The 12,301-nt window shown below is 70.9% G+C and carries 11 protein-coding genes; 5 read left to right on the top strand and 6 right to left on the bottom strand.

What is annotated here, in order from left to right:
* Nucleotides 1-219: 219 nt before the first annotated feature.
* The gene (locus AB0D14_RS07470) at nucleotides 220-2,193 is read right to left on the bottom strand and encodes an ABC transporter ATP-binding protein (RefSeq protein ID WP_362775766.1); all 1,974 of its coding nucleotides are present in this window, start codon (nucleotides 2,191-2,193) and stop codon (nucleotides 220-222) included.
* 189 nt (nucleotides 2,194-2,382) lie between these two features.
* On the opposite strand from AB0D14_RS07470, the gene AB0D14_RS07465 reads away from it, so the two are divergent.
* The 4 genes from AB0D14_RS07465 (at nucleotide 2,383) to AB0D14_RS07450 (ending at nucleotide 7,296) form a co-directional block, all read left to right on the top strand.
* A complete protein-coding gene (locus AB0D14_RS07465; protein WP_362775764.1) occupies nucleotides 2,383-3,357 on the top strand; it encodes a lysylphosphatidylglycerol synthase transmembrane domain-containing protein in 975 nt (324 codons plus the stop codon).
* Nucleotides 3,358-3,554: 197 nt separating this feature from the next.
* On the top strand, nucleotides 3,555-4,319 hold the full coding sequence (locus tag AB0D14_RS07460) for a crotonase/enoyl-CoA hydratase family protein (protein WP_362775762.1): 765 nt from the start codon (nucleotides 3,555-3,557) through the stop codon (nucleotides 4,317-4,319).
* Nucleotides 4,320-4,685: 366 nt separating this feature from the next.
* Nucleotides 4,686-5,759, top strand: a complete 1,074-nt coding sequence (locus tag AB0D14_RS07455; RefSeq protein WP_362775760.1) for a mechanosensitive ion channel family protein — start codon at nucleotides 4,686-4,688, stop codon at nucleotides 5,757-5,759.
* 52 nt (nucleotides 5,760-5,811) lie between these two features.
* On the top strand, nucleotides 5,812-7,296 hold the full coding sequence (locus AB0D14_RS07450) for an FGGY-family carbohydrate kinase (protein WP_362775758.1): 1,485 nt from the start codon (nucleotides 5,812-5,814) through the stop codon (nucleotides 7,294-7,296).
* On the opposite strand, the gene AB0D14_RS07445 is transcribed toward AB0D14_RS07450, so the two are convergent.
* The 5 genes from AB0D14_RS07445 to AB0D14_RS07425 all read right to left on the bottom strand — a co-directional run bounded on the left by AB0D14_RS07445 (nucleotide 7,275) and on the right by AB0D14_RS07425 (nucleotide 11,662).
* The gene (locus AB0D14_RS07445) at nucleotides 7,275-8,282 is read right to left on the bottom strand and encodes a catechol 2,3-dioxygenase (protein ID WP_362775757.1); all 1,008 of its coding nucleotides are present in this window, start codon (nucleotides 8,280-8,282) and stop codon (nucleotides 7,275-7,277) included. The genes AB0D14_RS07450 and AB0D14_RS07445 overlap by 22 nt on opposite strands.
* Nucleotides 8,283-8,291: 9 nt before the next feature.
* Nucleotides 8,292-9,380, bottom strand: a complete 1,089-nt coding sequence (locus AB0D14_RS07440; RefSeq protein WP_362775823.1) for a 4-oxalomesaconate tautomerase — start codon at nucleotides 9,378-9,380, stop codon at nucleotides 8,292-8,294.
* 83 nt (nucleotides 9,381-9,463) lie between these two features.
* Nucleotides 9,464-10,186, bottom strand: a complete 723-nt coding sequence (locus AB0D14_RS07435; protein WP_362775755.1) for a 4-carboxy-4-hydroxy-2-oxoadipate aldolase/oxaloacetate decarboxylase — start codon at nucleotides 10,184-10,186, stop codon at nucleotides 9,464-9,466.
* On the bottom strand, nucleotides 10,183-10,932 hold the full coding sequence (locus AB0D14_RS07430) for a PIG-L deacetylase family protein (RefSeq protein ID WP_362775753.1): 750 nt from the start codon (nucleotides 10,930-10,932) through the stop codon (nucleotides 10,183-10,185). Before AB0D14_RS07430 ends, AB0D14_RS07435 begins: the two co-directional genes overlap by 4 nt.
* A gap of 79 nt (nucleotides 10,933-11,011) precedes the next feature.
* Nucleotides 11,012-11,662 carry a GntR family transcriptional regulator gene (locus tag AB0D14_RS07425; RefSeq protein WP_362775752.1) on the bottom strand — a complete coding sequence of 217 codons (651 nt, stop codon included), beginning with the start codon at nucleotides 11,660-11,662 and terminating at the stop codon, nucleotides 11,012-11,014.
* Nucleotides 11,663-11,938: 276 nt separating this feature from the next.
* Between AB0D14_RS07425 and AB0D14_RS07420 the strand changes: the two genes are divergently transcribed.
* Nucleotides 11,939-12,247 carry a hypothetical protein gene (locus tag AB0D14_RS07420; RefSeq protein WP_362775750.1) on the top strand — a complete coding sequence of 103 codons (309 nt, stop codon included), beginning with the start codon at nucleotides 11,939-11,941 and terminating at the stop codon, nucleotides 12,245-12,247.
* Nucleotides 12,248-12,301: the final 54 nt, after the last annotated feature.

Raw genomic sequence — 12,301 nt, 5'->3', positions numbered from 1 at the left:
GGCATGATCCTCATCGGTGGCCACTGACCATAACGGAGCTCCAAAACTCTCAAGGTCCGGCGCACCGAGGGCAGTTGGCCCTTCCAGGTGTCGAATCGGAAGTGGCCGGCGATCCAGCACGTCACGCATGACAGCTCTTCAGATGGGTCAGCGCACTGTGTGACCGGGCAGGTGAGCGCCGTCGACGCCGCCGGAGTCCGGCGGCGTCGGACGCGCTGCCTATGCCAGGGCCCCGCCCACCACAGCGATTTCGGTCACGCCCTCCTCGTTCGCGTCCTTGTCGGTCGCGTCCTTGGCGTCCCCGTCGACGGGGGTCCGGCCGTCGTGGCTGCCCGGCTTGTCGAACTGGGTGCGGTACAGCTCCGCGTACCGTCCGCCCGCCGCCAGCAGTTCGTCGTGCGTGCCGCGTTCGACGATGTGGCCCGCCTCGACCACGAGGATCTGGTCGGCGGCCCGTACCGTCGACAGGCGGTGCGCGATGACGACCGCGGTGCGTCCCTCCAGGGCCTCGGCGAGGGCCGCCTGGACGGCGGCTTCCGAGGTGTTGTCGAGGTGGGCGGTGGCCTCGTCGAGGACGACGACGCGCTGGCGGGCGAGGAGCAGCCGGGCGATGGTCATGCGCTGGCGTTCGCCGCCGGAGAGCCGGTAGCCGCGCTCGCCGACCACCGTGTCGAGGCCGTCGGGCAGGGAGCGTACGAGGTCTTCGAGGCGAGCCCGGCGCAGTACGTCCCACAGGTCGTCCTCGTCGGCTTCCGGGCGGGCGAGCAGCAGGTTGGCGCGGACGGACTCGTGGAAGAGGTGGCCGTCCTGGGTGACCATGCCGAGGGTCACCCGCATCGACTCGGCGCTCAGGTCGCGGACATCGACCCCGCCGATGCGTACGGAGCCCTCGTCGGTGTCGTACAGCCGTGGCAGCAGTGCGGCGACCGTGGACTTGCCTGCGCCGGACGAGCCGACGAGGGCGACGGTCTGGCCCGGTTCGGCGCGGAAGGAGATGCCGTGCAGGACCTCGGTACCGGCCCGGGTGTCCAGCTCGGCGACCTCCTCCAGGGAGGCCAGGGAGACCTTGTCCGCGGACGGGTAGCCGAAGCGGACGTCGGTGAACTCGACGGCGACCGGCCCTTCGGGCACCGCGCGGGCGTCCGGCTTCTCCTCGATCAGCGGCTTCAGGTCGAGCACCTCGAAGACGCGCTCGAAGCTGACGAGGGCACTCATGACCTCGACGCGGGCCCCGGCGAGGGAGGTGAGGGGCGCGTACAGCCGGGTCAGCAGCAGGGCAAGTGAGACGATGGCGCCCGGCTCCAGGCTGCCGCGCAGGGCGTACCAGCCGCCGAGGCCGTAGACCAGCGCGAGCGCCAGGGCCGAGACCAGGGTGAGGGCCGTGATGAACACCGTCTGCGCCATCGCCGTACGCACACCGATGTCCCGTACGCGGCGGGCACGTTCCGCGAACTCGGCGGACTCGTCGCCGGGCCGGCCGAAGAGTTTGATCAGGGTGGCGCCGGGCGCGGAGAAGCGCTCGGTCATCCGCGTGCCCATCGAGGCGTTGAGATCGGCGGCCTCGCGCTGGAGTTTCGCCATCCGCCTGCCGACCCGGCGGGCGGGCACCACGAAGACCGGGAGCAGTACGAGCGCGAGCAGCGTGATCTGCCAGGACAGGGTGAGCATCACGGCGAGCGTGAGCAGCAGGGTGACGAGGTTGCCCACCACTCCGGACAGGGTGTTGCTGAAGGCGCGCTGGGCGCCGATCACGTCGTTGTTGAGTCGACTGACGAGCGCGCCCGTACGAGTGCGTGTGAAGAACGCGACCGGCATGCACTGCACATGGTCGAAGACGGCTGTCCGCAGATCGAGGATGAGTCCCTCGCCCAGCGTCGCGGAGAACCAGCGGCTCACCAGGCCGAGCGCCGCCTCGGCGAGCGCGATCAGTGCGATGAGCAGGGCCAGTCGTACGACCGTTCCCTCGTCGCCGTCGGCCACGATCGCGTCCACCACACGTCCGGCCAGGACCGGCGTCGCCACGGCGAGCAGGGCCGTCGCCACACTGAGTACCACGAACTGCGCGATCCGGCGCCGGTGCGGGCGGGCGAATCCGGCGATACGGCGGAGGGTCGCGCGGGCGAAGGGCCGGCGCTCCCGTTGGGCGTTCATGACGCTGTACAACTGCGTCCAGGCTGTCGTCTCCATACTCATGGGACCGAGCGTAGAACCTCAAGCATTCTTGAGGTCAAGGGGGCACCGATGACACTCACCGAACCGCGGCCGTTCTCCGGCACACCGGCTCTCACCGCGCCTGGCGACCCGCTGCCGTGCGCAGCGTGTCAGCCGCCGTCCCCGTGCACGCAACCTCACGTTGGTGCGGCGTGGAAAACCTCTCCCGATGTGACGGTCGAACGGCTCCCCCAGAACCTCCCCGGACGCCTCCCCGGGCGCCTTCCGGTCCGGCAGATCCTTTGTCTGCTCCCGCTCGCCCTGGTGGCCGTGGTCGCCGTGCGGCACCGGTCCGTACTCGCGGAGGGCTTCGGTCATCTCGCCTCGGCGAAGTGGCCCTGGCTGCTGGCCGCGGCCGCTGCGACCTGCCTGACGTGGGTGGCGGCCGCCGTCACCCGGCAGGGCGCCCTCGTCCAGCGGCTCCCCAGACGCCGGCTGCTGGCGACGCAGTTCGCCGCGGGCGCCGCCAACCACCTCCTGCCGACCGGGCTGGGCGCAAGCGCCGTCAATCTGCGGTTCATGACGGTGTGCGGGGTTCCGCTGGCCCGTTCGTCCTCCGCGCTCGCGCTCTACATGCTGGCGGAGTCCGTCGCACGCGTCGGACTGCTGCTGGCCCTGTTGATCGCCTTTCCCGACGCGCTGCGGATCAGCGAGCTGGTGCCGGACGGCGCGGTGGGCCCGCTCCTGCTCGCCGTCGGCGCGGCGGCGTGCGTCGCGGTGACGGTCCTGCTGCTCGTACGGCGGGTGCGTACCGTCGTGTTCGGCTTCCTGCGGACCGCGCTGGGCGAGGCCCGGTCGGTGCACGCTCGACCGGCTCGCGCTCTGGCGCTGTGGGGCGGCTCGTTCTCGTTCCCCCTCCTCCAGGCGGCCGGGCTGGCCGCGGTGGGTCAGGCGCTGGCGCTTCCGGTGCCCCCGCTGCACATGGCGGTCGCCTATCTCGCAGCCACGGTCGCCGTCGCGCTGGTGCCGACGCCGGGCGGGATCGGCTCGGTGGAGGCCGCGCTGATCGTGGCGCTGGTCGCGGCGGGCGGGCCGGTCGCGTTGGCGACGGCGGTGGTGCTCGCCTACCGCGTCATCACGGTGTGGCTCCCGCTGCTGCCGGGCGCGCTGACGCTGGGCGCGCTCGTGCGACTGAAGATGATCTGAATGATGTGGCCCCCTCAGGACCCGGCATCCCCTCAGGCCCCGGCATCCCCTCCCGACCGTGCGCTTCCTCCCGACCCGGCACCCGCCTCGACCGGCCGCTTCGGGCGGGGCCGCCCGTCGTGCGGGGCGACGGCCCGGCTCCGGCGGGGTGACCCGGGAGTAACCTGCTGGCGTCGCCTCACGAAGGGGTTCGCGCGATGCCGGTCCGGATCGAACGTCAGGAGCACGTCACCACTGTCGTCCTCAGCCGCCCCGAGGCCCGTAACGCGGTCGACGGCCCCACGGCGGCCGAACTCGCCGGCGCCTTCCGGGCGTTCGAGGACGATGAGACGGCCCGGGTCGCGGTGCTGTGGGGCGAGGGCGGCACCTTCTGCGCGGGGGCCGACCTCAAGGCACTCGGCACGGAACGTGCCAACCGCGTCGCCGAGGACGGCGACGGACCGATGGGGCCCACCCGGATGCGACTGTCGAAGCCGGTGATCGCCGCGGTCGCGGGTCACGCCGTGGCGGGCGGGCTCGAACTGGCGCTCTGGTGCGATCTGCGGGTCGCCGAGGAGAACGCGGTCTTCGGGGTCTTCTGCCGCCGCTGGGGAGTACCGCTCATCGACGGCGGAACGGTACGGCTTCCCCGCCTCGTCGGCACCGGCCGCGCGATGGACATGATCCTGACCGGCCGTCCGGTGTCGGCTTTCGAGGCGTACGAGATGGGACTCGCGAACCGGGTCGTCCCGCCGGGCCGGGCGCGCGTGGAGGCGGAGGCGCTGGCCGGCTCGATCGCCCGCTTCCCGCAGGCCTGTCTCCGCGGCGACCGCGGCTCGGCCCTCGACCAGGAGGGCCTGGACGAGCGTGCCGCCATGCGGGGTGAACTGCGGCACGGGATGGCCGTGCTGGCGGACGGCCTGGAGGGGGCGGCGCGGTTCTCGGCGGGAGCCGGGCGGCACGGATCGTTCAGTGACTCCTGAGGCGCGTGTGCCGACGCATCCAGGCCAATCCAGGCCAACTTGGCGTACCGCCCGAAATGATTCCGACGGCACCCCAACGGGACGGACGGCGAGGCGGGCTCGGCCCCCCGACCGGCCGCACAGGGCGTCAAGGCGCCCGGAGACGCACCGAGTTGGCGGCGTTGTCCGTGGGAGATGGCCTGACCCGAGCGGCTCCGCCGCGAAGCACCCGCACGCATGTAGCAAGATGAGCCAGTCCCGCCGGTCGACGACTCGTCATGACCGACGGGGTGGCACTTCCCGGAATCGACCAGCAGGTGGCTACAAGGTGACGACACTTCACATGACGGGCGTACACCCTCTTCCCGGCACGATGGGAGGCAGTTGGTGAACCGAGACCTCACCGCGCACGACTGGATCCTGGCGGGCGTCTGGCTGATCGCCGGGCTCGTGGCGACCCTCCTGCTCCGCTTTCTCCTGCGCTGGCTGGGCAAGCACGCGACCCGTACCCGGTGGAGCGGCGACGACGTCCTCGTCGACGCCCTGCGCGCCCTGGTGCCGGTCGCGGCGATCACGGGCGGGGTGGCCGCCGCCGCGGCGGCGCTGCCGCTGACCGGCAAGATCAACCACACCGTCAACCAGATCCTGACGGTCCTGATCATGCTCGCCGCCACCATCACCGCGGCGCGTGTGGTCGCCGGCCTGGTGCGGGCCGTCACCCAGTCCCGTTCCGGTGTCGCGGGATCGGCCTCGATCTTCGTCAACATCACCCGGGTCGTCGTCCTGGCCATCGGCTGCCTGGTCGTCCTGCAGACCCTGGGGATATCGATAGCCCCGCTGCTCACCGCCCTGGGCGTCGGCGGTCTCGCGGTCGCGCTGGCCCTCCAGGACACCCTCGCCAACCTCTTCGCCGGCATCCACATCCTGGCCTCGAAGACGATCCAGCCCGGCGACTACATCCGGCTCACCAGCGGGGAGGAGGGGTACGTCGTCGACATCAACTGGCGCAACACCGTGGTGCGCAACCTCTCCAACAACCTCGTCATCATCCCGAACGCCCAGCTCTCCAGCACCAACATGACCAACTACAGCCGGCCGGAACAGGAGATGACGCTGATGGTGCAGGTCGGCGTGGGTTACGACAGCGACCTGGAGCATGTGGAGCGCGTCACCTCCGAGGTCGTGGTCGAGGTCATGACGGAGATCGAGGGCGCGATGCCCGAGCACGAACCCGCCATCCGCTTCCACACGTTCGGGGACTCACGGATCAGCTTCACCGTGATCCTGGGCGTCGGCGAGTTCAGCGACCAGTTCCGGATCAAGCACGAGTTCATCAAGCGGCTGCACAAGCGGTACCACCTTGAGGGCATCCGCATTCCTTCCCCGGCGCGCACCGTCGCCCTCCAGCAGAACGGCGTGGCGATTCCGCCGCAGCGCGACGGGTCCCTGTCGATCCCGTAGAACGTCGATCCCGTGGAACAACGTTTACGCAGAGGCGGGGAGACACGCGGACATGGCGGTGCTCGGGGTCGACATCGGTACGTCCAGCAGCAAGGGCGTGCTGGTCGACGAGGACGGAACGGTACTCGCGACGGCTCTGCGGCCGCACTCGGTCGACCGGCCGCGGCCCGGGCACGTCGAGATGGACGCACAGGTGTGGTGGGAGGAGTTCGTCTCCCTCGCCCGGGAGTTGCTGAGGTTTTCGCGGGACGGCGCTCGCGTCACCGCGGTCGGTGTCAGCGGTATGGGCCCGTGCGTCACGCTCACCGACGCGGCGGACACCCCGTTGCGTCCGGCGATCCTGTACGGCGTCGACACCCGGGCCACCGAGCAGATCGCCCGGCTGGAGACCGAGTTGGGCCGTGACGCCGTACTGCGGCGCTGCGGGTCCCTGTTGTCCACCCAGGCTGTGGGCCCCAAGATCGCCTGGTTGACCGAGCACGAGCCGGAGACGGTCGCGCGGGCCCGGCGCCTCTACATGCCCAGCTCGTACCTGGTGCGCCGGCTCACCGGGGTCTACGCACTCGACCACCACTCGGCCAGCCAGGCCGTCCCGCTGTACGACTCCGTCGCCCAGGAGTGGTACGAACCGTGGACCCGGCACATCGCGCCGTGGCTGGAGCTGCCCCGCCTGCTGTGGCCCGGAGACACCGCCGGGCGGGTGACGGCCGAGGCCACGGACGCGACAGGGCTGCCCGTCGGGATCCCGGTGATCGCCGGCACGGTCGATGCCTGGTCGGAGGCGCTGAGCGTGGGGGCTCAACACACCGGTGACCTCATGCTCATGTACGGCAGCACCATGTTCCTGATCAACACCGTGGCCGACCGTCTGCTGGTGCCCCAGCTGTGGAGCACCGTCGGAGCCCTGCCCGGTACGCGCAGCCTCGCGGGCGGTATGGCCACGTCGGGTGTGATCACGGACTGGCTGCGGGAGCTGTTCGGGACGCCCGACCACGCCGCGCTGCTCGCCGAGGCCGAGGCCTCCGGGCCCGGCGCGCGGGGGCTGCTGATGCTCCCGTACTTCGCGGGCGAGCGGACGCCCGTGGCCGATCCGCACGCACGCGGAGTGATCGCCGGGCTGACGGTGGAGCACACCCGCGGCGACCTGTACCGGGCCGCACTGGAGGCGACCGCCTTCGGCGTCCGGCACAACGTCGAGGCGATGCGCGCGGCCGGAGCGTACGTCCGCCGTGTCGTCGCCGTGGGCGGCGGCACCCGCGGCGGTCTGTGGACCCGGATCGTCTCCTCGGTGACGGGCCTGGAACAGGAGGTCAGGGCCGTCTCGCTGGGCGCGAGCTACGGCGCGGCGTTCCTGGCCGCGGCATCGGTCGGCGACCCGCTCATCGACGACTGGAACCCCGTACACGAACGGGTCGTTCCCGACCCGCTCCTGCGCGCCCGCTACGACGAGCTCTACGCCCTGTACCTGCGGCTGTATCCGGCGACGCGGGACATCGCCCACGCGCTGGCCGGACATCAGCGGGACGCCCACGGCTGAGCGTCCCGCGCGGCTCCCCTCCCCGGGGGCTCAGGGACCGGTGGCGTGCCGTGGGTGTGGAAGGACTCGATGGTCTTCAGACCCCAGGCCTGGCCCTTCTTCCGCTCGTTCTCGGTCCAGGTGATCAGTGGCCAGTCGGGGGCCAGCACCAGGCGGGTGAGCGGGTTGCACAGCTCGATCCGGTTTCCGCCGGGCTCGTAGACGTACAGGAAGAACGTCTGCTGGATGGCGTGCTTGTGCGGGCCGGTCTCGATGAACACGCCGGTGTCGAGGGCGAGGTCGGCGGCCCGCAGGATGTCCTCGCGGGTGTCCGTGGCGAACGCGATGTGGTGCAGGCGGCCTTGGGATCCGGTCCAGTCCTCGGTGTAGACGATGTCGTACGACTTACTGCTGAAGGTCAGCCACTGGGCGGCGATCCTGCCGTCGTCGAGCTGGATCTGCTCGGTCGGCCGGGCACCGAGGACCTCGTGGACGAAGCCGCCGTTCGACGCGACGTCGGCAGCGAGGAAGTTGACGTGATCCAGGCGGCGTACGCCCACTCCGTGCCCGGGCTTGGCCTGCGGCTGATTCTTCAGGCCGGGCTTCAGCTCGTCGGGCGCCCGGTACCACTCGCTCTCCCAGTAGAGGACGACCTCGTGGCCGTCGGGGTCGGTGGTGACGTACAGCGGGCCGATGCCCGGCTCGTCCTCGACCCAGCGGCCCGCGCGGCCGGCGCTCCCGGCCTCCTTGACCCGCCGCTGAAGGGCCTCCTCGCTGGAGGCACGCAGGGCGGTGCGCCGGATGCCCGACGTCTCGTGCGCGGTCAGGACGAGGCTGTGGTGCTCGTAGTCGTCCCAGGTCCGCAGGTAGACGGAGTCTCCGTCTGCCGAGCGGCCGTTCTCGGTCAGGCCGAGGTATTGGGTGAAGAACCGGACGCTGGCGTCCAGATCGGGGGTAAGAAGTTCGACGTGCCCGAGGTGGGCGATGTCGCCGAGCGGCGGGGCCATGAGGCCTCCTCAGGGGTGTGGTGCGGCTCCGGCAGGGCGGGGGAAGACCGTGCCGTCGAAGATCTTGCGTGCGGTACGGACGACGGCGGTGCGCCGCGCGACCGGAACCGGAAGGGGGACCTCGCCGCCCGCGGGGGCGCCCGGGGCGTCGTACGCGAGGGCCGTCTCGATGTCGAGGAATCCGGTGGGGTGCTCGATACGCATCCGGTCCCCGTGGTCCGGCAGGCGGGCCACGCCATCGCCGACGCCGCCGTCGACGCGCAGTCCGGCTGCGACGCTCGCGGCGCCCAGGACCCCGATCGAGGTGTGGCAGCGCACCGGTATGAAGGTGCGCGTCATGACCGCGCCGCCGTCCGACGGCGGTGCGAGCAGGCTGAGTTTGGGCACGGTGGTGTTCGCCACGTCGCCCAGCCCCATCAGCTTCCCGGCCTCCAGCCGGATCGCCCGGAGCCGCTCGGCGAGGTCCTGGTCCGCTTCCAGGACCTCGGGAGACTCGTAGCCGGTGACACCGAGCGAGGACGCGGCGATCAGCACGGCCGGCATGCCGTTGTCCACGCAGGTCACGGGGGTGTCTGCGACGATGTCCCGTGCCCGGCCGGTCGGCAGCAGCGGGCCGGCCCCCTGCGGGAACTCGATGACCACCGGTGCGGCGGACCCCGGTACGCCGGAGATCTCGGCAGAGCCGGAGTAGTCGACGCTCCCTCCCGGAGTGGGGAATTCCGCGACGGCGAGGTCTCCGGTGTTCAGCATGCGGATCCGTACGGAGGTGCGGTCGCCGTCCGGGGCGACAAGACCGCGCTCGACAGCGAAGGGACCCACTCCCGCGAGGAGGTTCCCGCAGTTCTGACGGCCACTCACCTCCGGCTTGCCGACGCCGACCTGGAGGAACAGATAGTCGACGTCCGTCTCGGGGTCGGCCGAAGCGGAGACCACCGCCACCTTGCTGGTCAGGGGATGCGCACCGCCCAGGCCGTCGATCTGGCGCGGGTCGGGGCTGCCCATGATCCGCAGCAACAGGGCGTCACGCGGGGCGGGTTCGGCGGGCAGGTCCCCGGCGAGGAAGTAGGCGCCCTTGGAGGTACCGCCACGCATGAGCATGCAGCGCACCTCCTCGGAACGCACCTCCTGGGAGCGCGTCCCCTCGGAGCGCGTCCCCTCGGAGCGCGCCTCCTCGAAGCCGGTCACGACCCCGCTCCGTCCCGCTCACGCTCGCGCTCGTACTCGTCGTACGACCGGTAGGAGACACCCAGGCGTACGAGCGTCTCGCGCAGGCCGTAGCGGTCGAGGCCGAGCTGGCCCTCCCGGAAGGCGGCGCGGGCCCCGGCCTCCTTGGCCTCGCGGGCCTCGGAGGCCTCGGCCGTCCGCCGGGCGCGCTCGCGCGGCACGCACACCACGCCGTCGTCATCGGCGAGGATCACGTCGCCGGGACGGATCACCTGGCCGCCGACGACCACCGGCACGTTGACACTGCCGCCGGTCGCCTTGACCGTGCCCTGCGGGCTGACCGCCGCGGACCAGGCGGGGAAACCCATCTCACGCAGCTCGACGGTGTCCCGGATACCCGCGTCGATGATCAGGCCACGCACGCCGCGCCGCTGCAGCGCGGTGGCAAACAGTTCGCCGAACATGCCGTCGGTGGAGGGCGAGGTGGTGGTGACGACCAGGATGTCGCCCTCGCCGCACTGCTCGACGGCCGCGTGGATCATGAGGTTGTCGCCGGGCCAGGAGAGCACCGTGACCGCGGTGCCCGCGACCCGGGTGTCCTGCTGGATCGGGCGCAGATGGGCGCCGAGCAGGCCGGTGCGGCCCATCGCCTCGTGCACGGTGGCGACTCCGTAGGCGGCGAGCGCCTCGACGTCCTTCGCTTCCGCCTTCGGCGGGTCGGTGACGATCACGCCGCTCATGCCAGCTCCCCCGTGACCTGCGGGTAGGGCCGCATGTACGCCTCGGCCATGGTCTTGTGGGCCAGGCCCAGGTTGGGTCCGGCGTTGCGCTTGAGCTGGACACCGCGACGGACGGCGAGGTCCGTGTAGTAGTCCCACAGGTGCTGCTGGGCGGCGAGGCACTCCATGGCCTTGCGCTTGGTCTCCCAGACCTCGGAGATGTCGAGGAGGACCTGCGGCTTGAAGCCGCACATCTCGGGCTGGTGCGGTTCGAAGAAGAACACCGGCGGGGCGCCGATGATCTCCCCCTCGGCCGGGTAGCCGACGGCCTGCGCGAGGACCCGCGCGTCCAGGGCCATCCGCGCGGCCGCCGGGTGGTCGCCGTTGTAGGGGTCGTCCAGCGGGTGGGTGAGCACGACGTCCGGCTGGGCCTCGCGGTAGACGCCCACCAGACGGTCGGTCAGCTCCGGCGTGACGGTCAGCGGGTAGTCCCCCGCGTCGAAGAAGACAACATCGGCACCGAGCGCGGCGGCGGCGGCCTCAGCCTCACCGCGGCGCATCCCCTTGATCTCCTCCAGCGGTTTTCCCTCGCGCCACGCTTTCGCGGACTCACCGCGTTCACCGTAGGTCAGGCACGCGATGGTGACCTTCTCGCCGCGGGAGGCGGCGAGGGCGATGGCGCCCCCCGCCCGCCAGACGAAGTCCCCGGCGTGGGCGGTGACGACGAGCGTCGACCGTGGGGTGTTGAGCGCGTTGTCGTGCGTCATTGCTGCAACCTCCTTGCCGGACAGGCCGATTGACCCACCCCGCGGCGTCATGCGCTCGACGCGTCCTTCACGTCGTGCGTCATTCACGCAGTGCGTCGATCACACTCGCGAGGTGAGCGCGGACGGCCTCTTCGGCCGCCTGCGGGTCCCGGGCCCTGATCGCGTCGATCATGGCCAGATGCTCACTCAGTGACTTCTGGGGCCGCCCCGGCCGCAGCGCAAGCTGGAAACGGTGGCGCACCAGTTGCGCGTTGAGCCGCTCCAGCAGTCCCACGGCCACCTGCTGGCCGGAGAACTGCCTGATGTGGGCGTGCAGTTCATGGTTGAGGTCGGAGTAGGTCACCGGCTCACCGCCGGCGACGGCCTTGGACATCGCCTCGCCCAGGCCGACCAGCTGGTCCAGCTGGTCGTCACTGGCCTCGACGGCCGCCTTGCCCGCGCACAGTCCTTCCAGGACCATGCGGCACTCGGTGATGGCGACCGCTTCCTCCACGGTCACCACCCGCACCCGCGAGCCGCGGTTGCGGATCCGTTCGACCAGCCCTTCCGACTCCAGCTCGATCAGAGCTGCCCGGACACTGGCTCGTGTCACACCGAACTGCTCGGCGAGTTCGTTCTCCACCAGCCGCTGGGCCGGCGACATCTCGCCCCGCAGGATCGCCTGCCGCAACTGCGCCAGCGCATGCCGCTTGGCCTGCTCTCCGGTGCCCGGACGGGCTTCCTTCGGCATGTGTGCCCTCCCTGAGCGACTGCCTGTCGAACCTAAATCTGGACGAACAAAATTGTCAACAATTCTGTTCAACATGCGACCGCCCACCGAACGGCACACATCGGCGACGAGTGCGGCTTCGCTGCGAACGGGCGGCAATAGCAGTCGAGTTCACGCCGGACAAGCCCGTTCGGCAAATATCGCTCCTTCGGGCGGCCATGAACATCATTACGGCTGATCACGGGGAGCAACCAGTCAGCAAGCTGACAGTGACGGTCTCCGAGAGCGAGCCCCTTCATGAATCGACTGCGTGTCCCCCTCGTCACCCTGGCGGCCCTCTCCCTCGCCGTCGGCATGGGCAGCGTCCCTGCCCACGCGAGCACCGGCGAGGTCATCGTCTTCGGAACGGAGGTGGAACCGGTGACGACGTACGAAAACCCCAGTGGCTGTCACAAGTTGCCGCTCAGCGCCCATGTGCTGATCAACAAGACGGACGGGCCTGTGCAGGTCTACGGCGACCCTCTCTGCCTGTCCCCGAACCTGAGCGTGGCGCCCGGCCACGGCTCGCACGTCGCCAGTGGCAGCGGCAGCTTCTCCGCCATGTGAGGCACTCACCGGTCCGCCGACCACACGTCCGTCGGGCGTACGTCGGGGCGTGCG

The sequence above is a fragment of the Streptomyces sp. NPDC048484 genome, assembly GCF_040651415.1.
Classification (GTDB): domain Bacteria; phylum Actinomycetota; class Actinomycetes; order Streptomycetales; family Streptomycetaceae; genus Streptomyces.
This window is presented reverse-complemented; position numbering and strand designations above follow the sequence as displayed.

Coding starts and splice junctions, on each gene's coding strand:
- AB0D14_RS07460 (WP_362775762.1), top strand. CDS start 3,555: ATGCCGGTCCGGATCGAACGTCAGGAGCACGTCACCACTGTCGTCCTC.
- AB0D14_RS07420 (WP_362775750.1), top strand. CDS start 11,939: ATGAATCGACTGCGTGTCCCCCTCGTCACCCTGGCGGCCCTCTCCCTC.
- AB0D14_RS07435 (WP_362775755.1), bottom strand. CDS start 10,186: ATGAGCGGCGTGATCGTCACCGACCCGCCGAAGGCGGAAGCGAAGGAC.
- AB0D14_RS07450 (WP_362775758.1), top strand. CDS start 5,812: ATGGCGGTGCTCGGGGTCGACATCGGTACGTCCAGCAGCAAGGGCGTG.
- AB0D14_RS07445 (WP_362775757.1), bottom strand. CDS start 8,282: ATGGCCCCGCCGCTCGGCGACATCGCCCACCTCGGGCACGTCGAACTT.
- AB0D14_RS07440 (WP_362775823.1), bottom strand. CDS start 9,380: ATGCTCATGCGTGGCGGTACCTCCAAGGGCGCCTACTTCCTCGCCGGG.
- AB0D14_RS07430 (WP_362775753.1), bottom strand. CDS start 10,932: ATGACGCACGACAACGCGCTCAACACCCCACGGTCGACGCTCGTCGTC.
- AB0D14_RS07470 (WP_362775766.1), bottom strand. CDS start 2,193: ATGAGTATGGAGACGACAGCCTGGACGCAGTTGTACAGCGTCATGAAC.
- AB0D14_RS07425 (WP_362775752.1), bottom strand. CDS start 11,662: ATGCCGAAGGAAGCCCGTCCGGGCACCGGAGAGCAGGCCAAGCGGCAT.